Source organism: Lyngbya aestuarii BL J, assembly GCF_000478195.2.
Classification (GTDB): domain Bacteria; phylum Cyanobacteriota; class Cyanobacteriia; order Cyanobacteriales; family Microcoleaceae; genus Capilliphycus; species Capilliphycus aestuarii.
In genome coordinates, this window is record NZ_AUZM01000069.1 from 1 (window position 1) to 23,171 (window position 23,171).

Below are 23,171 nucleotides of genomic sequence, written 5' to 3' on the forward strand. Positions count from 1 at the left end.
GGATCGATCTTCGATTTGTTCTATCTGGTAGCCTTCCATCATCAAGCTATCGGGAACTTGTTCAATAGGTTCACCAGAGTCTAGCCAAACCTCTAACAGTGACCCCGGAGCCATTTGTTCTAATTTTAATTTAGTTCTCACGAAATTGAGAGGGCAAGGAGTCCCTCGCAAATCCATCTGAGCATCGGGTGTAGAAGTCGTGGAATGGGTCATGTTAGTTTTCGGTTCAGCATCAAAACAATTATGCAGTCTTTTGTGAAGTTACAGGTTTGTTCACGGATCATTTTTGGTGAAATAGATTCCCCAGAAAGCCTTCTAGGCCTCCTTTTCCAGTCCGTTCACCATGAATTTTCGCCAGTTCTTCTAAGAGTTCTCGTTCTTTAGCGGTGATCCGAGTGGGAATTTCAACAGAGATCGTTAGTAAATGATCGCCTCGACTCACCGGATTTCCTAAACGGGGAACGCCTTTATTTTCTAGCGTTAAAACCGTTCCGGGTTGAGTTCCGGCGGGAATTTTCACCGACGTTTCCCCGTCAACCGTTTCCACATCCAAGTTACAGCCCAAAATGGCTTGTAAGTAACTAATCTTCACCTCCGAGAGAATATTAATCCCATCTCGTTTAAAGTGAGAATCAGGCGACACCGACAAAAACACATACAAATCTCCAGGAGGGCCTCCTCGCTTTCCGGCATCCCCTTCATTGGCAACGCGCAAGCGTGTACCATTGTCAACACCACCCGGTACATTAATTTTCAGTTTTTTGGTGACTTCCTTAAGACCCTGACCCGCGCAAGTGGTGCATTTTTCCTCGATCATCTGACCGACACCATTACAAGTCGGACAAACAGAGACTTGAGTAAAACTCCCAAAAGGAGTACGAGTCGCACGACGAACTTGACCACTTCCGCCACAGGTTGAACAGGTTTGAGGACGAGTCCCCGGTTTAGCACCGCTGCCGTTACACGTTTCGCAGGTTTCGAGATGTTTGATGCGAATTTCTTTTTCCCCGCCAAAAACAGCCTCTTTAAAGTCAAGGGGCAAATCTAGCCGTAAATCATCCCCTCGCGCCGGGCCAGTTCGCCGTCTTCCTTGTTGAGGACCCCCGACACCGCCTGCAAAACCACTGAAAAAGCTTTCAAAGATATCGGCAAAACTGTCACTGAAGTCTTGGTTAAAGCCACTTGCTCCGCCTGCTCCCCCGGCAACTCCTGCTTCACCAAAACGGTCATAACGCGCTCGTATTTCCGGTTCAGAGAGAACTTCATAAGCGCGATTAATTTCTTTAAAGCGTTCTTCTGCTCCCGGTTCTTTATTGACATCGGGGTGATATTTGCGAGCTAGCCTACGATAAGCCCGCTTAATTTCCTCTTTGTCTGCGTTGCGAGCAACACCAAGTGTCTCATAATAATCGGCTGCCATAGAACTTTATTGGTGAAATCTAAATCACAATAACGACAAAAAATGCCCAGGAGTTACTCAGAACTGCGAAGTTTTGAACTTCAAACCCGTTCAAACTCCCCAACTCCAGACTAACTGGTGGAATTGGTAATAAAAGGATTGCCCGGATCTGGATCTAAAATCTCTCCGGCTTGAGAAGCAACTTCGTCTGAAATTTCCTCTAGCCCGAAAGCAGGTTCTCCGGCTTGAGCATCCTCCTCCTCAGAAACCTCCTCTAGCCCGAAAGCAGGTTCTCCGGCTTGAGCATCCTCCTCCTCAGAAACCTCCTCTAGCCCGAAAGCTGATTCGGCGGCGATCACATCATCCTCTGAAGATTTATCTTCAGAGACGGCTTTATCCTCTTCTAAGTCTACCACTGGCACGCTTTCCTCGGGGGGATGTGCAACCCCAGACTCAGGTTCGGTTTTCTCGTAAATAGCCGCACCGAGATCGTAGAGCATTTCTTGGAAAGCATCTACCCGTTCCTTCATTTCGTCGTAAGTCACATCGGGGTTAGCAACCGCTTTTTTTAGAGCAGCCGCTTCAGTCCGAATACGCTCTTTGAGTTCAGCCGTCAGGAGTTGCGGGTTTTGCTTGAGGGTTTCTTTGCAGTTTTCAAACAGAGTCGCACATTGATTTTTCAGATCAACAATTTGTCGGCGTTGTTCATCTTCATCGCCGTAGAGTTCGGCTTCTTGTCGCATCCGCTCAATTTCAGCTTCACTCAAACCCCCTGTATTGGTAATTTGGATACTTTGTTCTCGTCCGGTTCCAAGATCAATAGCGGAAACCTTTAAAATGCCATTGGCATCGATATCAAAAGCCACTTCTATTTGCGGAACCCCTCGTTTAGCAGCCGGAATTCCGGTTAAGAGGAATTTACCCAAACTTTTATTATCTTTAACGAGCGCCCGTTCTCCTTGAAGAACATGAATTTCCACTGAAGTTTGTCCATCAACGGCTGTTGAAAACATTTGAGCGCGACTGGTGGGAATGGTGGTGTTGCGTTCTATCGTTTTGGTAAAGACACCGCCTAAAGTTTCTAAACCCAAAGACAAGGGGGTGACATCCAGCAGTAATAGATCTTTGACCTCACCGCCCAAAACTCCAGCTTGAATGGCGGCGCCCAAAGCCACAGCCTCATCCGGGTTCACAGAACGATCAGGGCTTCTCCCCGAAAAATAATTGCTAATGGCTTGTTGGACAGCCGGAATGCGAGTTGAACCGCCGACGAGGATAATCCTATCCACATCATCGGGTTGGAGATTAGCATCTCGCAGAGCTTGGGTTACAGGTTGAATCGTGTTGTCAATCAACAGATCAACCAGTTCCTCAAATTGGCTACGACTTAACTCAACTTCCAGATGCTTCGGGCCAGATTCATCTGCGGTGAGAAACGGGAGATTAATAGAAGTGGTTGTGCGACTCGACAGTTCAATTTTGGCTTTTTCTGCGGCTTCACGCATCCGTTGGAGTGCCATTTTATCGCTAGAAAGATCAATGCCTTCGCGTTCACGGAAGACCTCAACAATCCAGAGAACCAGACAATTATCAAAGTCATCTCCGCCCAGATGGTTATTTCCGGCCGTCGCCATGACTTCAAAAATACCATCCCCTAATTGTAAGATCGAGACATCAAAAGTCCCCCCTCCCAAGTCAAAGACTAAGATTTTCTGGTCTTGATCTTGCTTATCTAAGCCGTAGGATAAAGCCGCAGCAGTGGGTTCATTGATAATCCGCAGGACTTCTAAACCCGCAATCGTTCCCGCATCTTTGGTAGCTTGTCGTTGAGCATCGGTGAAGTAAGCAGGAACCGTAATCACAGCTTGATCAACCGACACTCCCAAATAGCTTTCAGCTTCTTCTTTGAGCTTTTGCAACACCATCGCCGAAATTTCTTGCGGGGTGTAAACTTGGTCTCGAATCTGGACGTTTACTGTGTTATCTTTACCGGAAACGCATTCATAGGGAACCCTTGTGCGTTCTTGTTCGGTGTCTTCCCATCTACGGCCGATAAACCGCTTAATACTGTAAATTGTATTTTCGGCATTCGTCAGGGCTTGTCGCTTTCCGAGTTGACCGACTAAGCGTTCATTGTGTTTACCAAAGCCAACAATACTCGGGGTTGTACGTCCGCCCTCGGAGTTGGCGATCACAGTCGGTTGACCGCCTTCTAGAACAGCCACACAACTATTTGTTGTGCCTAGATCGATGCCAATGACTTTTCCCATAACGTCTCGGCGATGAAGGTGTGCAAAGATTGCCTTAGAGAATATTTAGCGTCTTGAGGATTTTACCAATCCAACACTCGCTAACCCAGGCGAAGTTAGCAATGATTGAGGTTTTTTTGACGACAGAAATTGAGCGCTGAGAACGAGTGCTAACAGAACACCCGCCCATAAACTCTATTCCTGAGGAGCAGGGGCTTGTGAGTCCGTTTCCGATGAGCCAGAAGACTCCGGAGCCGTGGCGACTTTTACCATCGCATGGCGGAGAACCCGTTCACCGATCATATAGCCTCTCATCATTTCTTCTATGACTGTACCTTCCGGGTGAGTCTCTGAAGCTTCGCGCATCACCGCTTCATGTAGATTAGGATCAAAGGGTTCTCCATCAGGACGCATCGCCGATACTCCCAACTGCTTGAGGCTTTCGACCATCTGCTTGTAAACACTCTGATAGCTTTTGTGAATATTCATTTCGCTCTCAGTTTGAGGCTTAATGTGAGATCTAGCCCGCTCAAAATTATCAATCACGGGTAATAGTTTTTTGATGGTATTACATTTAATTTGTACCTCTAAATCCTCTTTTTCCTTTTGAGTCCGTTTGCGAAAGTTCTCAAAGTCCGCAGCGAGGCGTCGATACTGGGTGTTAATTTCGTCGAGTTGAGTTGTAAGCATCTGATTAGCTTGGGCTAGAGCAACTAATTCCTGCTGAATTTGCTCACTCGTCCTAGATTCTTCTTGCATTTGGGATTCGGGAAAATCGGGAGGTAACTCCTGGGAGGTTTGGTCGTCTAATTGAACCTCAACAGGGGTCGCGGCTTGATCCTCGACGACTTCAGGGGACAGATTGTCACCCTCTGACGGAATACCATTTTGATTGGTTGTGGCTTCTGGAGTATCAGTAGTTGGATTTGACATCATCTCTTCTTGCTGGTCTTGGTTGATCATAGAAAACTGAGCGATGGAGCTTCAATACTTGTTGTCTGTGCTGAGTTCGCCCTCGCAATCCTCCAATTCACTTGGTGTCTATTCAAAAATTTTAACCAAAATCATATCGTAAATCACAGCGATGGAAGTTAGCAAAAGCTATCATCTGAGAAGAGGTTTCTCTGAACTTAGCACAGTCATCTAGATCGTACCCTAATCAGCTTGTCATAATTAACAATGATCAACCGAAATTGGCAATCGGAACCCTTAACTCTGTGCCGGAGATCCCCAATTGGGCTGAGGAGTTTACTGACAGGGCTTAATGAATCCTTGCTGAAGTCGGGTAACAATTAACACATGAACTGGCTGAGACTCAGGGATTTAACCGCAGCGATACTCTCGGCTTGCTCTTTTCTGAGGTTCGCTAAACCCATGAAGATAGAAGCCGTTTGAGACTCGCTCTAGAAACTTTCTCAAACTTTTTGGGAATCCTATATCTTTAAGAGATTGTTACCTCAGATATGACTAATACATCTCGGCGACGTACCGCCCTAGTTGCGACCAGCACTACGCCTTTCGGCAATAAGTTAATTCAATCGGGATACATCAGCCCAGAACAACTTCAGCAAGCCCTGAAAACCAGCCAAGCCGGGAAACCGTTAACGGAAGTCTTGGAATCGGTGACGGGGAAACCTCTACCCCCTGAACTCGCACGTCAGTATAAAAAACAACAGCTTTTTGAGCAAAAAATTATCTACGGTGTTGATGCGTTTGACCTCGAAGTCGAACAGGTTTCCGTTGAGCAAATCGAACAAATGCTCAATACGCTAGAAACCACGGTTGAAACCTGCAAACGCCATCGCTTCATTCCATTACAAACCCTCGACACCGAACCTCCGACGGTTTTGATGGCAATGGTCAATCCCGACAACCTCAACGCTTTAGATGAACTTAAAAATCAACTCTTGCGTCCGAAAGGTTGGCATCTTAAGCGCCAAGTCATCACTCAAGGCGACTATGACAAGCTGATTTCAGCCTATGGTGAAGAAGATCTCAAACGCAAACAAGCCGCAGCCGCCCGTCTAGAAGACGAAAAACTTCAGTTCACCTCCGGCGATTTTGAGGAGATGGACTTAGAAGATGTCACCGATGAAGGCGGTGGTGCTGATTTAGCTGATGAAATCGAACAAGCCGAAACCGCCCCGGTTATTAAAGCGGTGAACGTGATCTTAGCCAAAGCCTTATCAGAAGGCGTCTCTGATATTCACGTCGAACCGCAAGAATACGAGATGCGAATTCGGATGCGGAAAGATGGGGTTTTGCAAGAATATTTCAAATTTCCGAAAAAAGTCATTCCCGCGATTACCTCTCGCTTTAAAATCCTCGCAGAATTAGACATCGCTGAACGTCGTCAAGCCCAAGACGGCAGGATTCGTCGTCGCTTTAAAGGCCGAACTGTAGACTTTCGGGTCAATAGCTTACCGAGCCGCTACGGTGAAAAAATTGTACTGCGGATTTTGGATAGTTCCTCAACTCAGTTGGGACTTGACAAAATGATTACCGATGAAGAAACCTTAGCAATGGTTCGGGAAACCGCAGCCCGACCTTTTGGATTAATCTTAGTAACAGGGCCAACGGGTTCGGGAAAATCAACCTCGTTGTACTCGATTCTCTCTGAACGCAACGACCCCGAAATTAACATCAGTACCGCCGAAGACCCGATTGAATACGCCCTACCCGGGATTACTCAATGTCAGGTGATTCGTGAAAAAAACTTAACGTTTGCCAATATTCTCCGGGCTTTCCTGCGACAAGACCCTGATGTGTTGCTAGTCGGAGAAACGCGAGATTTAGAAACGGCGAAAACGGCGATTGAAGCGGCTTTGACTGGACACTTGGTTTTAACAACCCTACACACCAACGACGCGGCGGGCGCAATTGCTCGTTTAGATGAAATGGGCGTTGAACCGTTCATGGTGTCAGCGGCGTTACTGGGAATTCTCGCCCAACGTCTGATGCGTCGCGTTTGTAGCGAATGTCGGGTTCCCTATACTCCCCACCCAGAAGAACTCGGACGGTATGGCTTATCGGCTTCGCGAGAGTTGAATGTTGAGTTCTTTCGGGCCAATACCATCGCAGCCGACCAACGCAAAAGTCTCAGTGAACGCGGAGAACTCTGTAAAAAATGTGGGGGGTTAGGATACAAAGGCCGGGTGGGGGTTTACGAATTTTTGAAAGTCACCGAACGTCTACAAACCTTAATTACCCAAGGCGCACCCACTGAACAAATTAAAGAAGTCGCGGTCGAAGAAGGAATGAAAACCTTGCTGTCTTACAGTTTACAGCTTGTCCGTGAAGGCTATACCACCTTTGAAGAAGTGGAACGGGTAACATTCACCGATTCGGGTTTAGAAGCTGAACTGAAGGCCAAACGGAAGCAGGGCTTGACTTGTAAAGGGTGTCACGCCGAACTTAGACCGGAATGGCTCGATTGTCCCTATTGCATGACGCCCCGTTTTACCGATTAGAGTAGGGATAGGGGGAGATGGGAAGTTGGGAAGATTTTACCTATTGCCTATTGCCTTGATCTAAATTATCAATATTTTTTGTAGTTGGAGGATTCAATATTATGGCTGGTTTGATGATTGAAGATGTGATGGAGTCCTTGATTGAACAAGGTGGCTCTGATATGCACATCCAAGCAGGTGCGCCAATTTTTTTCCGCATCAGTGGTAAACTCACCCCTCAAACTCAGTTTGGAGAATGTTTTGCTCCTGAAGATGTTCAAGTTCTCATCTTCCAAATGCTGAATAATATGCAGCGCAAGCAACTTGAACAGGAATGGGAACTCGACTGCGCTTATGGGGTAAAAGGACTGGCTCGTTTTCGGGTGAATGTTTATCGAGAACGGGGCTGTTGGGCGGCTTGTTTACGAGCGTTAGCATCAAAAATTCCGAATGCGGATAAATTAGGAGTTCCCCAAACGATTCGTGATATGACTGAAAGACCTCGGGGAATGGTTTTAGTCACGGGTCAAACGGGTTCGGGTAAAACGACAACAATGGCGGCGTTATTGGATTTAATTAATCGTACCCGTAGCGAACATATTCTCACTGTTGAAGACCCAATTGAATATGTTTTTCCCAATATTAAAAGCTTGTTTCACCAACGACAAAAAGGCGAAGATACCAAGAGTTTTGCCAATGCTTTGAAAGCTGCTTTGCGGGAAGATCCAGATATTATTCTAGTGGGTGAAATGCGGGATTTAGATACGATTGGTTTGGCAATTTCCGCCGCAGAAACAGGTCACTTAGTTTTTGGAACACTACACACAAACTCTGCTTCTGCAACAGTAGACCGGATGTTGGATGTATTTCCTCCAATTCAACAACCGCAAATTCGAGCGCAACTTTCTGGGTCTTTAGTCGGAGTTTGTAGCCAAAACCTCGTTCCGACTCTGAGCGGAGGTCGTTGTGCGGCGGTAGAAATTATGCTGAATACTCCAGCGATGGGGAACTTAATTCGGGAAGGAAAAACCACTCAAATTTACTCTCAAATTCAAATGGGGGCAAAATTGGGAATGCAAACAATGGAAATGGCTTTAGCTAAACTGTTTCAAGAAGGAAAAGTGGGCTGGGAAGCCGCGATGGGTAAGAGTTCAAAACCCGAAGAACTTGAACGTTTAATCGGCCCTGCGCCGAAAGCAGCAGCACAAAAAGCTAAAGCTCGTTAATTTTAGAACTCGGGATCAGGATTAGAAGCCGTTCAGGTCAAAAGTTGAGCCTTATAATTGCCGATTTTCTAATCCTAAATCCCAATTTATAACAGAATTTAGCTCAAAAAAAAGTTGTATTTAAGGGGAGCAATGACCACCAATAAACTTAAAACTCACTCCAGAAAACAAGGTTTTGATATTAAAAAAATTGAAGAAGATATTAACGTTGCTCTCGCTCAGATTACGGTTAAAGATTTAGCGATTTTTGCCCGTCAATTTGCGGCGATGTTTAACGCAGGAATTGCAATGGCTCGTTGTTTAAGCGTGTTATCAGAACAATGTGATAATGCTCGTTTGAAACGGGCTTTAACCACGATTCGAGCCGATGTAGAAGAAGGAAATGCCCTCTCAGAATCGATGCGGAAGTTTCCTGAGGTCTTTGATATGTTGTTTATCAGTATGGTTTCAGCCGGAGAGGTCGGTGGTGTACTCGATGAAGTTTTAGAACGTTTGGCGGTGATGATGGAGAAAAACCACAAAACCGAAAGTGAAATTAAATCCGCCATGTCTTACCCGAAAACGGTTTTATTTATTGCCCTTGCCGTTTTCTTTGCGATGACAATTTTCCTCCTTCCAACCTTTGCAGGGATTTTTGAACAAATTGGTACTGAACTGCCAATGTTTACGGTCATTATGTTGAGCATTAGTGACTTTTGTACAACCTGGCCGCCAATTCCTCAAGCCATAGTTATTGGGAGTTTATTTGCACTTTCTTTAGCGTATCAAGCCTTTTATAAAACCCCGGCTGGCCGCCTCGCGATGGATAAGATTTTTCTCAAACTTCCTTTATTTGGGCCACTGATTGAGAAGTCTGCGGTTGCTCGTTTTTGTACGATTTTCGGAAGTTTAACTCGTGCAGGTGTACCGATTATGAACTCCCTAGAAATTGTGCGAGATGTGGCGGGAAATCAAGCGATTGCCAATGCAATTGAACACGCCAGAAATGAAATTCAACAGGGGGGTTTAATTAGTTTAGCCCTGCAAGAAGGTAATGTTTTCCCAAACTTAGCAATTCAGATGATTGCCATTGGAGAAGAATCGGGGGAACTCGATAAAATGTTGATGAAAGTTGGGGCGTTTTATGAGACAGAAGTTGAAGAAGCTGTAAAAGGTTTAACCAGTGCATTAGAACCAATGATGATTGTGGTTGTGGGTGGAATTGTCGCGTCGGTTTTACTATCTATGTATTTGCCCATGTTTAAAGTATTCGAGTCATTGTAAATCTCAAAAAACTAATTTAAGTTTAGACAACTCTCATTGTAATTGTGTATAAGTTAAAATGAGAATAGGAGATAAAAAAACAAGCTGATTTGAGAGAAAAAATAGATAAAAAATGATCGATTTATCTTAAATTAGCTTAATCTCTTAACAAACTTTACCTTACTTTTTGACTGCCCTTTACTTTAAATTAAGATGCCTGTTCAACAATCTCATTATGAAACCCTGCTTGCTGAATATAGTAATGCAGAAGCAGCGATCGCACTATTAAAGCAGCATCGAACTTACTTGGAAATGATTCCGAGTATGCGTCGCCCAGATGAAAGTTTAATTACTATCCCTTTACCGATTGTCCGTTTACGAGATGGGGTTTCTTATACCGGAAAATCTGGAGTTAGTATTGCACCCGGACAAGCCATGTGTTTACCCTGTGATTTAGGGATTATTATGTGTGATCCAGAGTGGAAAGTCAAAATTGGGGTGGAAATTTTTATCTTTATTCATCGTCCCAATGAAGATTTTTCTGACTTATTGATGCGTTGGCGGCTGACTCAAGTTTGCTTAGATCAAGGCTACGAATGGGTGATGCCTCATCATTATAGCCATATTTATTCCCAAGAAGCTGAGAAGATTTATCCTTTGTTTGTACTCTTTTCAGAAACACCTGAACGCATTAAAAGAGGATTACAAGGTGCAAATTTACCGTTTGTTATTCCGGCATTAGATACAACGGTAGATCCTTCATATTATCAGTCTATTGATGAACTTGATGTGTTAGATCTTGAACATCATCCCGAGTGGAAACAATGGGGAGATCGGGAACAGTAAACAGTTTTTTCAGTTTGCAGTGACCAGTTTTACCTGTTGCCTGTTGCCTGTTACCTGTTCCCCGATTATTGTCGGTTAACGGACAAATTGAGGCATAATTTCTGCTGCGGTAAATAGACCGTAAATCCCCCGTTTATGAAGCTGAATTCCGGCTTTAAGATAGCCAAAAGCAGGGCCACAAACATTAGCTGCCATGCTGGTATCATCACCCAAAGTGAAGGTATGGGTGGAGATTTTTCCTTCAAAGGTGCGGCCTGTAATTTGGACGTTGGTACTCAGGGGTTTTTTGGGGTTGCGAGTATCAACAATTCCACCAACGGTAACGCGATCGCGGCTACAAATTCCAGCTAATTCTAACATGATATCATCGGCGTGTTCCATGTTTTCGAGTTTGAGTAAACCGTTGGTTTCATTTAGTAAAGCTTCGACTTCGGCATCACTCATCGCTCGGGCGCGTTCGACATCATATCCGTCTAGGTGAGCAATATCTTCACGAATTGTGGCGCGATAGGCTTCCCAATTGGCAATTCCCACACCAAAGGTAATATTAACGCTGTGAATTTCGGTGTAGCTTTGGGCGGCTAAAGCGGCGGCGGCGGTTAATAGCCCCGGAGTGGCACCACAACCGCTCATGTAGGTGATTCCAGCTTGTTTAAGTTCGTCTTGCAGTTCGAGTAATAGTTCGACGGCTGATGTGCGTTTGATGGCATCTACCAATACACCTCGCCAACCCAGTTCGATAAATTGACGCGCTACAGAAGCCATGAAGCTGTTAGGTAAATTCGGTAAGGCGAGAAAATAGCCATCAACTCCAGCGGCTGTTTTGACTAATTCCTCGATGCTTTGGCTGCTGAGGGTGCCGTTGGGTTCGAGATAACCCAGAGAACCTTGATCTCGGTAGACACTAATACAGCGATCGCGATTGAGTCCTGTCGGAGAATAAGCATAGCCTTTTTGATCTGCTGCTGCAACCCAGAGCATTTCCTGTTTGGGGGCTAAAACGGCTGTTGCGGCTTGTCCTAAACCTCCAAATCCGAGTATACCAACCCGCATTGGAGATGAAGTAAAATTGGTCATTGGTCTTTGACTCATAACATGATTTTTGGATCAGACAATCTTTTATTATCGGTGATCATTGGGAATACAACGCAAGGAAGACTAATACCTCACTACCTTGACTCTCGCTTGAATGTACGCGAAACTTAACATATGATTAGATTGCTTCAGTTATTAATAAGTTTTGTAAAGCAATGACTCGTTTTAGATCCATTCGTCAAAATTGATGTAGGGATGTTGCAGTCATTAAAATAATGAAGCGATCGCCAAAACGGTTGCACTGCCCGAGCAGTGTAGATTAACGTCCCGCAACTCTTGTAGCAGTCTGCTCAATCTATGGAAACCTTAGAGTTCGTGATCTATCCCGATGGCCGAGTCCAGGAAAAAGTCACTGGCATTGTCGGTGCTTCCTGTGAGGAGGTTACAAAAGCCATTGAAGCTGAATTGGGTGTAGTGCTAAATCAGGAGACAACTTCTGAATATTTTGCACAAACTCAGAATCAATCTCAAGCGGCGACTGCCCAAGTCAATTTTAGCAATTGGTAAACTTTACCGACGAATTCATTCAATTCGTTCAACATCAGCGTCTATGTCACACTTTAGTCAAATCAAAACACAAATTCGCAATCTGACTTCTTTAAAAGCGGCTTTATCTGATTTAGAAATTGATTGGAAATCCGGTTCAAAAGAAGTTCGAGGCTATCAAGGTCAAACTCGTCCGGCTGAAATTACCATTGAACAAGACAATGGATATGATATCGGCTTTTGCTGGAATGGCAGCGAATATGAATTAGTTGCTGACCTACAATTTTGGCAGCAGCCCATCCCGGTTCAACTGTTTGTGAACAAAGTAACTCAACGCTATGCTTATCAAACCGTTGTTAGCCAAAGCAACAAACAAGGTTTTCAAATTGCTGAACAACAGCAAAATCAAGACGGTTCAATTCGTCTCGTTGTCCAACGTTGGAGTGCATAATGTCTGAATGGTCTGCATCGTCGATTAACCCAACACCAGAACGTTCGGGGTTGGAACCGGAACTTGGAGGGGGTTTGCGGGATGCGCCAGAGCGTTCAGGCTTAGAGCCAGAGCTGGGGGGTGTCTTGCGGCAAAAGGGGGTTTATGTTGATGAACCGACTTGTATTGGCTGCAAACACTGCGCCCATGTTGCCCGTAATACCTTCTATTTGGAGCCTGATTATGGGCGAAGTCGAGTATTTCGGCAAGATGGTGATCCCGAAGAAGTGATTCAGGAAGCAATAGAGACTTGTCCTGTCGATTGCATTCACTGGGTCGATTATCAAGAGTTGAAAAACCTCGAAGCCGAACGTCAGCATCAAGTGATCCCAGTTGTGGGATTTCCAGTGGAGGCTTCTATTGCTAATCGGAAACGCAAAGAAAAAAACCGCCCCGCCGATTTGCAATCATGCTGATTGATATTGATACACCAGCAACACCCAGAGGTGAGGTCTGGTGTTTTTTCTGGGTACAGTCTTTTCAGTGAACAGTATTCACTTCTGCTGTTTAACTTTTAGCTGCTATTTTAGAATGCTTTTTTATGGAAAATTTGCGGGAAGTTTCTGTGGCTAGTGATCACGATGAAAGCCAACTTTTAGGAAAAATACTTTGTCAATGTTTTGGCTTTCCTCAGACGGAATGGGAAGACTATGGAAGTAGTATTGGATTAGATAATTTTCGTTTAATTCGCCGTAACAAAAAAGTAGCAGGAGGACTGGCAATCTATCGGATGGGTCAATGGTTTGGGGGTCGTTGTATTCCGATGGCGGGACTGGCTGCGGTGGGTATAGCACCGGAATATCGGGGTCAAGGAATGGCTGCGGAATTGTTGCGGGAAACCCTCAAAGAACTTTACGCCGAAAAGGTGGCAATTTCCACGCTTTATCCTGCGGTTCAATCGCTTTATCGTGGCGTGGGATATGAATATGGGGGAACTCGATGTTTATGGGAATTACCCTTATCAACGCTAAAATCTAGACCCTCTCAACTGCAATTAGAGAGAATTAAGCGTCTAGAAATAGAGGCGTTAATTGATGTTTATAACCAACAAGTTAATCACACGAATGGTTGTTTAGATCGGCATCCAGTTTTTTGGAAAAATATTATTAAAACCGCAGAAGGTGAAGAAGTTTATGGATATTGGATCGGTTCGTCTAGTTTGCCTCAAGGTTATGTTATTTTTCAACAAAAAGGAGTTCAGGGTAGTTTGTCTCTAGAAATTCGCGACTGGGTAACGTTAAGTTCGGATGCCACAAATTGTCTATTTTCGTTTTTGGCGAGTCACGCTTCTCAAGTTTCTAAATGTCGATGGTATGGAGGTGCTGTAGAACCACAACTGATGCTACTCGCCGAACATCATGCCAAACTCATAAACTATGAACAGTGGATGTTGCGAATTGTTGATATAGTGACGGCGTTGGAGTCTTTTGCCTATCCAGTGAATCTTGAAACTGAATTACATTTATCGGTTATTGATGATTTGCTTACGGAAAATGAAGGAAATTTTGTGTTAGAAGTTGCTGCCGGAAGCGGACAGGTTAAGCGAGGAGGTCGAGGAGAATTTCAGCTTAAAATTGGGTCATTAGCACCACTTTATGCCGGATTATTAGGGCCTCGACAGTTACAACAAATGGGTTGGCTCGAATGTACAGATTCAGCATTGCGAATTGCTGAGTATTTGTTTCCGACGACGACTTCCCCAGCAATGCCTGATTTTTTCTAGACTAATCTTGAGATGATTAACCCAATTTTATTAATCTAATTATGCCTGATGATTTGATTCCTTTTTTAATAGGTGTGGGAATTTTGGTGATTTACCTGATTTTTTCAGCATTAACAGAGATGGGGACTCGATGGCCGTGGAAAAAGTAAATTAAGTGACTTACTAAAGTTATAGACGATTTTGACGAGGAATTCGCTACACTCTAATTAAAAATTCTTGTAAACGAACCGATGACCCCCTTGAACGCTTCCCCGATACCCCCAGAATTTGATCGCCAGATGATGCTTCGGTGTCTGGAATTGGCGCGTCAGGCGTTAGGAAAAACGGCACCCAATCCATTAGTGGGGTCTGTTGTTGTTCAAGATGATTATAATATTGTCGGAGAGGGATTTCATCCGGGAGCAGGTCAACCTCATGCTGAAGTGTTTGCATTGCGAGACGCCGGAGAACAGGCGAAAGGCGCGACAGTTTATGTAAACCTCGAACCTTGCAATCATTACGGAAGAACACCTCCCTGTACTGAAGCTTTAATAAAGGCGAAGGTGGCTAAAGTTGTGGTGGGAATGATTGATCCCAATCCTTTAGTTGCAGGTCAGGGAGTTGAACGATTAAAACAAGCTGGAATTGAGGTGATTGTGGGTGTAGAACAGGAGGCTTGTCAACAGTTAAATGAAGGATTTATTCATCGTATTCTGCACCATCAACCCCTGGGTATTTTCAAGTATGCGATGACTCTTGATGGCAAAATTGCCACTACAACAGGTCATAGTGCTTGGATTACCAGTCCCACGGCACGACAACAGGTTCATCAATTACGGGTGGCTTGTGATGCGGTGATTGTGGGCGGAAATACGGTGCGCCGAGATAATCCTCATTTAACCACTCATAATCAGGGTAAACCCAACCCTCTACGAGTGGTGATGAGTCGCAAGTTGGATCTCCCTCTAGAAGCGAATTTATGGGATATTAAAGAAGCAAACACTTTAGTTTTCACAACAAAGGATGCTGATCCCGATTGTCAAGAACAGTTACAGAAAAAAGGAGTTGAAGTGGTTGTTCTATCTCCTTTAACGCCGAAAACTGTGATGACTCATTTATATGAACGTCAATTTTTAAGCGTGTTGTGGGAATGTGGAGGGACACTCGCCGCGAGCGCGATCGCAGAGGGGGCAATTCAAAAAATTTGGGCGTTTATTGCGCCTAAGATAATTGGAGGAAAAACGGCTCCCTCTCCAGTGGGAGATTTGGGTTTAACTCAGATGAATCAAGCCCTCACTTTAGAACGAGTTCGCCTCTATTCTATCGGCTCAGATTATTTAATTGAAGGTTATCTCTGATCCCCTTTTGATTCAGATAATGAATAGAAATTAATGTTATCAATCATTCCTTTTTGACTCAGAAACAAAAATGATGATTAACAATCCAATCCTATGATCGAAGTTTTATTTCTGAGCTTACTGGTGAGTAGTTTGGGTTTTCAAGCCGTTTTAATGAGCAGTTGGATCTACTCGGAACAAAAAACGTTAAAGCAACAAATTGAGGAGGAGGAAACCTTGACACCTTACGAATCCGCTAATACAAAAGCATCCAAACCGTTGCAACCTAACGGTCATTCTGATCAAAACCAGATTGATGATCCTGCTTTAGCAGAATGTGAATATAAAATAGTACGAGCCAATCGTGACTTATTTCGTAATCCGGCTATTTTTCATAAACTGTGTGAAGAAGAAGCAGAAGTGGGTTGGATGATGTTGGAAAAATTGGATGATCGCAGAGTTCGTTTTAAACGTCCTACAAATTTACGCGATCACGATCATGATCAAAATAGTGACGAATTACCTCGGTTTGATCCTTATCGAACTCATTATGGATCTTCTCTTGATTTTACCTCTTGGTTAGCGGCGATCGCTTTTTTAACGGCTATTGTTTTACCTGCTTATTTGGGCTATGCTTTGGTTTCTGCAACGTTGAATAATCTCCCGAATAGTTTACCTCGAATTCCGCTTTTAAATTCACCTCCAGAGGTTGAACCTGAAGTCCAAAAAGAGGAACAGCTACCGGAAGAAATTCCTGAGCAATTGGAGACTGAACCGCAGGGAATCTAGAAGTTTTGATCTTTAAACTCTCGGTGAAATTAATCACCACCATGATGATATTTCTGTTGATTTAACTCGATTCATTCCCGCTTCTGCAAACCGTTTAAAAGCAGTTTTGGCTTGTTCGGTATAATCAACAATTCCCGGTACAACGACAGGCGAGGTACAATCTTCTAACAGATAAATTTTCTGGGCGAGATTGGGATCTCGTTGTTGTATTTCTGTTAGTAAATCTTCTACTGTCCACGCCACACAATGACTTTGGGCTTGTCCGGCGACAATCACCCGATCAAAGTCTAATATATTTTGGATTAAACGATCATTTTTCTGAGCAATAGAACGACCTCCAAAGGTATCTAAAACTTCGGGTTTAAAGACTGAATAATTCTCGGTTAGAGGATGATCACCTTTGAGTTCAAAATCAACTTGACTTTGGCGGGAAACGGTATGAAAAAAAACCGCTTCTTCGACTGCGGAAACTAACGCATGACCAATCCCCCCTAACATCGAATGATAAGGCCAAACCGTGAGGGGAAATCGACCGCCATCACTCAATTGTTGGGTATAGTGAAGGGCGTGTTTTTCTAGGGTTTGATAATCTCCGTCTGCTAAACTGTCCGCAATTGCCGGATTCACTTTCCAAACACCATTTTTGACTTCTTCAAACTGAATTAATGTCACCGCAGGTTGAGGATGTTCTCCTTTTTCATTGACCCAAAAAATCGGGTGAAAAATCTGCATTGCGCTGTGAGTATCGAGGGTGGCGACAATTTTGCTAATCTTTCCTAAATTGCGATAAATAAACTCACATAAACGGGTATTATCTTCGACTGCGGCTTGACCCGATTTTCCGCCAACAAATAATTCAAAATCGGGAAGACAAAAAGTATTTTGTACATCAATTAACAGCAAACAGACCTGCATTTCATCGGTCGCTGCGGGTTGAATTTGATGCTGTTTAGCCCAGTTTTGAGCCTCTGAAGCCCGTTGTTGGTAGGGGACACGCCAAACCTCCCCAACCTTGTTTGCATCAAAATGGGAAGGGATCGGAAGTTGGGGGGGAGTGGATGATGTCATCGGTTTTCAGAAAAATCAGCACGTTGTCAACCTATGTCGCGGTTAGAGACAATTTAACTTTCTACCGTATGACCCGCTGAGGTAATTGCTTCTTTAATAGAGTCGTCCGTGGGTTTCCCATCCACCTTGACCATTTTCGTGGACAAATCAATTTCCACTTTTGCGTCTGAATCTAAACCTTTGATCGCTTTGGTAACAGTGTCTACACAGCCATTACAAACCATACTCGGGACTTTAAGTTCTAATGACATAATTTCAAGCATGAACTCAACATCCTTCTTAAAATAGCAGAATTTGCGCTCGCTGCCATCTGTCGTTAGACAAAAAAGTAAAAAAGGGTAATGAAGCTGATTTTTATCGCCTCTAAATCTTGACTCACCTTAAGTATAATAGTGAAATTGATGATCCACTCCGAATTAAACTTCCCTAATCGCGTCTATTCAACTTTCTAATCTTTGTTTTTGTTCTCAATCTAACTCAATCGATGGAATCAGAATTGATCTCACGGTTTCCAGAGCAAAACTTAGATGCTCATTCCACATTCATCGACTAAATAACACATCGCCCGAAACCGCAAACCCACAACTTGATCGTAAAGAGGATTGAGTTTGCATAACGGCGGAATTTTCAGAAAAGTCCGACCTGCAATTTTGAATTCTCGTTCAAACGGACATTGAGCAGGAATTGCTTTATAGAGAAGTAAAGCTAATTTTTGATTTTGAATTTCTAAGCTGTCAAGCCATTGACGCAGAGGATTCAACAAACGTGTAACTTGATGATTAACCGTTGTATTATTGTAGGCTGTGTTGTTGATGGCTGTGTTATTCATGGCTATCTCTAACTGTTTAAAATGAACTCAACTTTGCTTTTTTCTGTTCTCTATTTACTAATATACAAACATTTATCGAGAAATGGGTAAAGCAATCGACAAAAATTTTCTAACTATTGTAAAAGTTTTGTAAATCAGTTAGGGTTAAGCAAAGGTGTCAGATGAGTTATGCTTATGTTTTTGTGAATTCTGCACTTTAAGATCATCAATTTTGGGTTCAGATATCCGTGAATTAATGAAACCTAATCAATAGATTTAGTCTTATTTATACTCACAATTATGATAAGCAAACCTGATCAAAGCAATCTGTGGAATAATTTTGTGGAATAATAAAGAAGGTTTACTATTTGTCCCTTTGTCTGCAATTAAGTCCTGATGATGCTCTCAACGTTGTCTCAACCGCAAACTTGGACGTGGAAAGGCTTTCCGATTTGTTACTACACGGAAGGAAGCACTGGCCCTGCGGTAATTTTGGTGCATGGCTTCGGTGCTTCGTGGGGACATTGGCGTAAAAATATCCCCGAACTGGCGGCGAGTTGTCGTGTTTTTGCGATCGATTTGCTGGGGTTTGGCGGTTCAGCAAAACCCATTCCGACTCCAGAACTCTCTTATACCTTTGAAATTTGGGCTGAACAAATTGCTGATTTTTGTCGAGAAGTGGTTGGAACTCCGGCTTTTTTAGTCGGAAATTCGATTGGTTGTATTGCGGTGATGCAGGCTGCGGTTGATTATCCTGAACTTGTGATAGAAGTCGCTTTACTCAACTGTTCACTCCGACTTCTCCATGAACGTAAACGATCAGAAATTCCCTGGTATCGGAGTTTTGGGGCGGGTATTGCTCAAAAAGTTCTGGGTCTAAAATGGGTAAGTCAGTTATTTTTTAAACAGTTAGCGACTCCTCGAACAGTCAAAAGAATTCTATTACAAGCCTACAAACGACCCGAGGCGGTAACAGATGAATTGGTAGAAATGTTATTAGTTCCAGCACAGGATCAAGGCGCAGTAGATGTCTTTGTAGCGTTTACGAGCTATTCTCAAGGGCCTTTACCTGAAGATTTATTGCCGATTTTACCCTGTCCAGCGATTATGTTATGGGGAACGGATGATCCGTGGGAACCGATAGAACTCGGTCGTGAATATGGAAAGTTTGACGCGGTAAAAGAATTTATTCCCTTAGAAGGAGTCGGTCATTGTCCGCAAGATGAAGCCCCAGAATTAGTAAATCCGATTTTATTAAATTGGATTTTAACATCAGAGCGTTCATCGTCAAACAATTAGTATGAATAATGAACTCAGTTCGCAATCAATTCTCATACAGGTAAAATAAACTGTACTCACGTTCAAACACTTCTTCCCAAGAGAGTGAATCTAAACCACATTTTTTCCCAATTTCAACTTCAGCTTGTTTTGCGGCTTTATGAAAGCATTGCTCCCAAATAAATTCTATATAGTCTCGATTTAAACTGGGAATTTCTTCTTGAATATCTTCAATTTCATTACGAGTAGATAAAATAGTCACCGCCCAAGTTGGTGAACGGCGTTGGGGTTTACATTTCCATTTAATCACATAGCTCATTAATCGAATCAGTTGGCTTTTTAATGCTAATTTCTTGGATTTTCCCATAGATTCAATCAAAACCCCTAAACCAACGTCTGCTTCCATCAACTTTTCCTCCTGTAATCGTTTTTGAATTTCAATCGCCGTCTGATATTCAGAAGCAGCCGCTAAATTATCCCAATCGGTTTTAGTTTTCATGATTAATTTTTAAGAAATATGTAATTTCTAGAATAACAAATTAGAAAACTTGATCTTGAGATGACATAAAAAATTATAGTTTCTACGAAACTCCCGAAATTTTAAAATTTTTAGCTTATTTTTCGTTTTGTATCGATTATGATACTTAAGTTTACAGAATTGAGTCGAAGATTAAGATTTTTGTCATTAAACAATAAAAGGATTGCTTTAGTGGCACACTGAATCGGTGAGTACAAATCAACCTGTCATCAAAGGGGAAATTTAAAGTTTTATGATTCTCGACTTTAATGAGCAGAATATTTGAGAAAATCACAACAGGCTATTCTCAAATCACACAAACACGGAGAAAAATTTTATGAAATTGGCTTACTGGATGTATGCAGGCCCCGCTCACATTGGTACTCTTCGCATTGCCAGTTCTTTTAAAAATGTTCATGCTATTATGCACGCGCCTCTCGGAGATGACTATTTTAACGTCATGCGTTCGATGCTTGAACGAGAACGGAACTATACCCCAGTAACGACGAGTGTTGTTGATCGCAACGTTTTAGCACGGGGTTCTCAAGAAAAAGTCGTTGATAATATTATTCGCAAGGATAAAGAAGAAAAACCAGATTTAATTGTTTTGACTCCGACTTGTACTTCTAGTATTTTACAAGAAGATTTAAACAATTTTGTAGAACGCGCTCAAATTGATTCTAAAGGCGATGTAATGCTCGCGGATGTCAATCATTATCGCGCTAATGAACTACAAGCTGCCGATCGCACGTTACATCAAATCGTTGAATATTATCTCAAAAAAGCCCAGAAAAAAGGCGAAATTCCTGAAGGAAAAACCGAAAAACCTTCAGTTAATATTTTTGGAATGACCACCCTCGGTTTTCACAATAACCACGACTGTACCGAGTTAAAACGGTTAATGGCAGATTTAGGAATTGAAGTGAATGAAGTTATCCCAGAAGGGGCTTCTGTTCATAACCTGAAAAACTTACCTCGGGCTTGGTTTAATTTGGTGCCTTACCGGGAAGTCGGTGTGATGGCGGCGAAATATTTACAAGAACAATTCGCCATGCCTTATATTGATATTACACCGATGGGAATTGTAGAAACAGCCCGTTGTATTCGGATGATTCAAAAGGTATTAAATGAACAGGGGGCGAATGTAAATTATGAAGACTATATTGACAATCAAACTCGGTTTGTTTCTCAGGCGGCTTGGTTTTCTCGTTCCATTGACTGTCAGAATTTAACGGGTAAAAAAGCCGTTGTATTTGGGGATAATACTCACGCCGCAGCTTTAACTAAAATTCTAGCGCGAGAAATGGGAATTAAGGTGGTATTAGCCGGAACCTACTGTAAATATGACGCGGAATGGTTCAGAGAACAAGTGGGTGAATATTGCGATGAAATTCTGATTAGCGAGGATAATGGTGAGATCGGAGATGCGATCGCCCGGTTGGAACCTTCGGCAATTTTTGGAACTCAAATGGAACGTCATGTTGGGAAGCGTTTAAACATTCCTTGTGGAGTAATTGCGGCGCCAATTCATATTCAAAACTTCCCCGTTGGTTATCGTCCGTTTGTGGGATACGAAGGCGCGAACCAGGTGGTTGATTTGGTGTACAATTCCTTTACGTTGGGAATGGAAGATCACCTGTTAGAAATCTTTGGCGGACACGATACTAAAGAAGTGATTCACAAGGGTATTTCGGCGGAATCCGATTTGAATTGGGCGAAAGATGCCAAAGCGGAATTAAACAAAGTTCCGGGGTTTGTTCGCGGAAAAGTGAAGCGAAATACCGAAAAATTCGCCCGTGAACGGGGTTTATCTGAGATTACGTTAGAGGTGATGTACGCCGCAAAAGAAGCGGTTGGGGCTTAATTTTGTTGGGGTGGGTTTATCCGCCCACCCGTTCTCAATTTAGAACAACCTATTCAAAGATTGCACTACCTACCCTGATTTTCATTGTTCAGAATCGTGTAAAACAACCCTGCTGAATTGTAAACTTGACGATTACTGTAAACCGTTTCGTAAATTTCCAGGGCATTCTGTAAATTTTGACAATCCGAGTTTTTAATCAGAGATTTCAAACCCGGAGTCAGTTCAATCCCCGCTTTCTCAATCTGAGCAAGAATTAATGCTTTTTTCCGATTTTCACAAAATTCAGCATTTTTTTTAGATTTAGCTTGCTGAGTTTTTAACGCTTCCCCAATGATTTGAGGTACAGAATTCGCCTCTATCTCACTTGAGTCTTCCTCAGCTTGCAGTAAAGCTTTCAGTTTCAGTAGATGATTTTCCGCTTTTTGCAAGCAGTGTAATGCTTGAATAATTTCAAGCATTTGGGATTCTTTTGGATTATAGTTAGAATTAAACATTACACTAAAATAATAAATTAAAATAATAAAATAAAATGATTAACTATAATATTCAGCTAATCACTATTACTATAAGCTACTGCTCGTAATTTGTCAACAAAAAACTCAAAGCCCTTGCTATAAAAGGATTTTAGGATAACCGGATCTGTGATCAGTTCAGACTATACGCACATATTGCTCGTCGTGGTCATTGTTACTCTACAGTTAAGTGTTCTAAACGAATATGAAGCCCTCAGTTCGTTGTTGCGCTTTAGCGCTTAATTAAGAGGGCTAGAGCAACGACTACAAGCGAGGAAAATAATTATCCCCAATTTGAGTTAGAATTAAAGGTTTTTAGCCAACCCTGTTTTAAAGCGAGATCCAACACAATTCTAGCCGCAGCAAATAACAAAATACTTTCGGCGACAACAACCACAAAAAACCACCCATTTTCTGATGTATTGAGTCCCCCATCAAGTTCACCCAAACCTCGCACCAACCCAAAGGCTAAAACCGCTCCTGAATTCAGGTGAGGATTATGATCAGATCGCACAACATAACGATAAGTTACCCCAAACAAAAAACCACTAATAAATGCAATTGCACCTCGAATAATTAAGCGAATATCAAAAGAGATTTGTATTTCCTCAATTACCTCAAACTGATTAGCAAGAATTAAAATATTAAAACCGATTAATAGACTAAATGTAAGAAACGCTATACTCCCGGAAAGTATTCCCGCTTTTAAAGATTCTATGCGTTCTAAGAACGTCAATTGAGAAGTGGTGTTAATCTTGTTTTCCATCGGTTTTATAAAAATTCTGATCTATTTTACAATGAACTCTAGACAATA

The 23,171-nt window shown here is 42.8% G+C and carries 23 protein-coding genes; 12 read left to right on the top strand and 11 right to left on the bottom strand.

Annotation, left to right across the window (positions count from 1 at the left end; all coding sequences use genetic code 11):
* From M595_RS21910 to grpE, 4 genes are all read right to left on the bottom strand, one after another.
* Window positions 1–213 (bottom strand): sulfurtransferase TusA family protein (locus tag M595_RS21910; protein WP_023068678.1); only part of this gene is annotated, 213 nt, incomplete at its 3' end.
* 67 nt (window positions 214–280) lie between these two features.
* Window positions 281–1,420 (bottom strand): molecular chaperone DnaJ, encoded by a 1,140-nt coding sequence (gene dnaJ, locus M595_RS21915; RefSeq protein ID WP_023068664.1) that lies wholly within the window; start codon window positions 1,418–1,420, stop codon window positions 281–283.
* A gap of 110 nt (window positions 1,421–1,530) precedes the next feature.
* Entirely contained in the window at window positions 1,531–3,669 is a 2,139-nt protein-coding gene (gene dnaK / locus M595_RS21920) for a molecular chaperone DnaK (RefSeq protein ID WP_023068677.1), read from the bottom strand.
* A 174-nt stretch (window positions 3,670–3,843) separates the two neighbouring features.
* Complete coding sequence (grpE, locus tag M595_RS21925; RefSeq protein WP_023068665.1) at window positions 3,844–4,611, bottom strand: nucleotide exchange factor GrpE; 768 nt, start codon at window positions 4,609–4,611, stop codon at window positions 3,844–3,846.
* 500 nt (window positions 4,612–5,111) lie between these two features.
* On the opposite strand from grpE, the gene M595_RS21930 reads away from it, so the two are divergent.
* The 4 genes from M595_RS21930 (at window position 5,112) to M595_RS21945 (ending at window position 10,411) form a co-directional block, all read left to right on the top strand.
* Window positions 5,112–7,118, top strand: coding sequence for a GspE/PulE family protein (locus M595_RS21930; protein WP_023068666.1), 2,007 nt, complete (start codon window positions 5,112–5,114; stop codon window positions 7,116–7,118).
* A 101-nt stretch (window positions 7,119–7,219) separates the two neighbouring features.
* Entirely contained in the window at window positions 7,220–8,323 is a 1,104-nt protein-coding gene (locus tag M595_RS21935; protein WP_040484499.1) for a type IV pilus twitching motility protein PilT, read from the top strand.
* Between the two features lie 132 nt (window positions 8,324–8,455).
* Complete coding sequence (locus tag M595_RS21940; RefSeq protein ID WP_023068667.1) at window positions 8,456–9,586, top strand: type II secretion system F family protein; 1,131 nt, start codon at window positions 8,456–8,458, stop codon at window positions 9,584–9,586.
* A gap of 192 nt (window positions 9,587–9,778) precedes the next feature.
* On the top strand, window positions 9,779–10,411 hold the full coding sequence (locus M595_RS21945) for a hypothetical protein (protein ID WP_023068675.1): 633 nt from the start codon (window positions 9,779–9,781) through the stop codon (window positions 10,409–10,411).
* 75 nt (window positions 10,412–10,486) lie between these two features.
* On the opposite strand, the gene bioU is transcribed toward M595_RS21945, so the two are convergent.
* A complete protein-coding gene (gene bioU, locus M595_RS21950) occupies window positions 10,487–11,488 on the bottom strand; it encodes a (S)-8-amino-7-oxononanoate synthase BioU (protein ID WP_238987122.1) in 1,002 nt (333 codons plus the stop codon).
* 315 nt (window positions 11,489–11,803) lie between these two features.
* Here bioU and M595_RS21955 point away from each other — a divergent pair, with 315 nt between their 5' ends.
* From M595_RS21955 to M595_RS21980, 6 genes are all read left to right on the top strand, one after another.
* The gene (locus M595_RS21955) at window positions 11,804–12,013 is read left to right on the top strand and encodes a DUF2997 domain-containing protein (protein WP_023068693.1); all 210 of its coding nucleotides are present in this window, start codon (window positions 11,804–11,806) and stop codon (window positions 12,011–12,013) included.
* Between the two features lie 43 nt (window positions 12,014–12,056).
* On the top strand, window positions 12,057–12,443 hold the full coding sequence (locus M595_RS21960; RefSeq protein ID WP_009783897.1) for a DUF1257 domain-containing protein: 387 nt from the start codon (window positions 12,057–12,059) through the stop codon (window positions 12,441–12,443).
* Window positions 12,443–12,898, top strand: a complete 456-nt coding sequence (locus tag M595_RS21965) for a ferredoxin (RefSeq protein ID WP_023068690.1) — start codon at window positions 12,443–12,445, stop codon at window positions 12,896–12,898. The genes M595_RS21960 and M595_RS21965 overlap by 1 nt, the downstream gene beginning before the upstream one ends.
* 125 nt (window positions 12,899–13,023) lie before the next feature.
* Window positions 13,024–14,205 (top strand): GNAT family N-acetyltransferase, encoded by a 1,182-nt coding sequence (locus tag M595_RS21970; RefSeq protein WP_023068668.1) that lies wholly within the window; start codon window positions 13,024–13,026, stop codon window positions 14,203–14,205.
* Between the two features lie 230 nt (window positions 14,206–14,435).
* Window positions 14,436–15,542, top strand: coding sequence for a bifunctional diaminohydroxyphosphoribosylaminopyrimidine deaminase/5-amino-6-(5-phosphoribosylamino)uracil reductase RibD (ribD, locus tag M595_RS21975; protein ID WP_040484501.1), 1,107 nt, complete (start codon window positions 14,436–14,438; stop codon window positions 15,540–15,542).
* Window positions 15,543–15,635: 93 nt separating this feature from the next.
* Window positions 15,636–16,310, top strand: coding sequence for a hypothetical protein (locus tag M595_RS21980; protein ID WP_023068689.1), 675 nt, complete (start codon window positions 15,636–15,638; stop codon window positions 16,308–16,310).
* Between the two features lie 33 nt (window positions 16,311–16,343).
* Here M595_RS21980 and M595_RS21985 read toward each other — a convergent pair whose 3' ends face one another.
* The 3 genes from M595_RS21985 to M595_RS21995 all read right to left on the bottom strand — a co-directional run bounded on the left by M595_RS21985 (window position 16,344) and on the right by M595_RS21995 (window position 18,207).
* Entirely contained in the window at window positions 16,344–17,378 is a 1,035-nt protein-coding gene (locus M595_RS21985) for a cysteine hydrolase family protein (protein WP_023068672.1), read from the bottom strand.
* A gap of 53 nt (window positions 17,379–17,431) precedes the next feature.
* Entirely contained in the window at window positions 17,432–17,629 is a 198-nt protein-coding gene (locus tag M595_RS21990) for a heavy-metal-associated domain-containing protein (protein WP_040484505.1), read from the bottom strand.
* 272 nt (window positions 17,630–17,901) lie between these two features.
* Window positions 17,902–18,207 (bottom strand): Mo-dependent nitrogenase C-terminal domain-containing protein, encoded by a 306-nt coding sequence (locus M595_RS21995; protein WP_009783889.1) that lies wholly within the window; start codon window positions 18,205–18,207, stop codon window positions 17,902–17,904.
* Window positions 18,208–18,582: 375 nt separating this feature from the next.
* Between M595_RS21995 and M595_RS22000 the strand changes: the two genes are divergently transcribed.
* A complete protein-coding gene (locus tag M595_RS22000; RefSeq protein WP_375339252.1) occupies window positions 18,583–19,485 on the top strand; it encodes an alpha/beta fold hydrolase in 903 nt (300 codons plus the stop codon).
* A 25-nt stretch (window positions 19,486–19,510) separates the two neighbouring features.
* Here M595_RS22000 and M595_RS22005 read toward each other — a convergent pair whose 3' ends face one another.
* The gene (locus M595_RS22005; RefSeq protein WP_023068686.1) at window positions 19,511–19,963 is read right to left on the bottom strand and encodes a DUF29 family protein; all 453 of its coding nucleotides are present in this window, start codon (window positions 19,961–19,963) and stop codon (window positions 19,511–19,513) included.
* Between the two features lie 355 nt (window positions 19,964–20,318).
* On the opposite strand from M595_RS22005, the gene bchB reads away from it, so the two are divergent.
* Window positions 20,319–21,845, top strand: coding sequence for a ferredoxin:protochlorophyllide reductase (ATP-dependent) subunit B (gene bchB / locus M595_RS22010; RefSeq protein WP_023068682.1), 1,527 nt, complete (start codon window positions 20,319–20,321; stop codon window positions 21,843–21,845).
* 65 nt (window positions 21,846–21,910) lie between these two features.
* On the opposite strand, the gene M595_RS22015 is transcribed toward bchB, so the two are convergent.
* Both M595_RS22015 and M595_RS22020 read right to left on the bottom strand, forming a co-directional pair.
* Window positions 21,911–22,339: a hypothetical protein gene (locus M595_RS22015; RefSeq protein WP_023068681.1), complete on the bottom strand. Its 429-nt coding sequence runs from the start codon at window positions 22,337–22,339 to the stop codon at window positions 21,911–21,913.
* Window positions 22,340–22,640: 301 nt separating this feature from the next.
* Window positions 22,641–23,123, bottom strand: a complete 483-nt coding sequence (locus M595_RS22020; RefSeq protein ID WP_023068676.1) for a hypothetical protein — start codon at window positions 23,121–23,123, stop codon at window positions 22,641–22,643.
* Between the last annotated feature and the right edge of the window lie 48 nt (window positions 23,124–23,171).

Excerpts from the sequence above, each read along its gene's own strand:
- dnaJ (WP_023068664.1), bottom strand. The coding sequence starts at position 1,420 with ATGGCAGCCGATTATTATGAGACACTTGGTGTTGCTCGCAACGCAGAC.
- dnaK (WP_023068677.1), bottom strand. The coding sequence starts at position 3,669 with ATGGGAAAAGTCATTGGCATCGATCTAGGCACAACAAATAGTTGTGTG.
- grpE (WP_023068665.1), bottom strand. The coding sequence starts at position 4,611 with ATGATCAACCAAGACCAGCAAGAAGAGATGATGTCAAATCCAACTACT.
- M595_RS21930 (WP_023068666.1), top strand. The coding sequence starts at position 5,112 with ATGACTAATACATCTCGGCGACGTACCGCCCTAGTTGCGACCAGCACT.
- M595_RS21935 (WP_040484499.1), top strand. The coding sequence starts at position 7,220 with ATGGCTGGTTTGATGATTGAAGATGTGATGGAGTCCTTGATTGAACAA.
- M595_RS21940 (WP_023068667.1), top strand. The coding sequence starts at position 8,456 with ATGACCACCAATAAACTTAAAACTCACTCCAGAAAACAAGGTTTTGAT.
- M595_RS21945 (WP_023068675.1), top strand. The coding sequence starts at position 9,779 with ATGCCTGTTCAACAATCTCATTATGAAACCCTGCTTGCTGAATATAGT.
- bioU (WP_238987122.1), bottom strand. The coding sequence starts at position 11,488 with ATGACCAATTTTACTTCATCTCCAATGCGGGTTGGTATACTCGGATTT.
- M595_RS21955 (WP_023068693.1), top strand. The coding sequence starts at position 11,804 with ATGGAAACCTTAGAGTTCGTGATCTATCCCGATGGCCGAGTCCAGGAA.
- M595_RS21960 (WP_009783897.1), top strand. The coding sequence starts at position 12,057 with ATGTCACACTTTAGTCAAATCAAAACACAAATTCGCAATCTGACTTCT.
- M595_RS21965 (WP_023068690.1), top strand. The coding sequence starts at position 12,443 with ATGTCTGAATGGTCTGCATCGTCGATTAACCCAACACCAGAACGTTCG.
- M595_RS21970 (WP_023068668.1), top strand. The coding sequence starts at position 13,024 with ATGGAAAATTTGCGGGAAGTTTCTGTGGCTAGTGATCACGATGAAAGC.
- ribD (WP_040484501.1), top strand. The coding sequence starts at position 14,436 with ATGACCCCCTTGAACGCTTCCCCGATACCCCCAGAATTTGATCGCCAG.
- M595_RS21980 (WP_023068689.1), top strand. The coding sequence starts at position 15,636 with ATGATCGAAGTTTTATTTCTGAGCTTACTGGTGAGTAGTTTGGGTTTT.
- M595_RS21985 (WP_023068672.1), bottom strand. The coding sequence starts at position 17,378 with ATGACATCATCCACTCCCCCCCAACTTCCGATCCCTTCCCATTTTGAT.
- M595_RS21990 (WP_040484505.1), bottom strand. The coding sequence starts at position 17,629 with ATGTCATTAGAACTTAAAGTCCCGAGTATGGTTTGTAATGGCTGTGTA.
- M595_RS21995 (WP_009783889.1), bottom strand. The coding sequence starts at position 18,207 with ATGAATAACACAGCCATCAACAACACAGCCTACAATAATACAACGGTT.
- M595_RS22000 (WP_375339252.1), top strand. The coding sequence starts at position 18,583 with ATGATGCTCTCAACGTTGTCTCAACCGCAAACTTGGACGTGGAAAGGC.
- M595_RS22005 (WP_023068686.1), bottom strand. The coding sequence starts at position 19,963 with ATGAAAACTAAAACCGATTGGGATAATTTAGCGGCTGCTTCTGAATAT.
- bchB (WP_023068682.1), top strand. The coding sequence starts at position 20,319 with ATGAAATTGGCTTACTGGATGTATGCAGGCCCCGCTCACATTGGTACT.
- M595_RS22015 (WP_023068681.1), bottom strand. The coding sequence starts at position 22,339 with ATGTTTAATTCTAACTATAATCCAAAAGAATCCCAAATGCTTGAAATT.
- M595_RS22020 (WP_023068676.1), bottom strand. The coding sequence starts at position 23,123 with ATGGAAAACAAGATTAACACCACTTCTCAATTGACGTTCTTAGAACGC.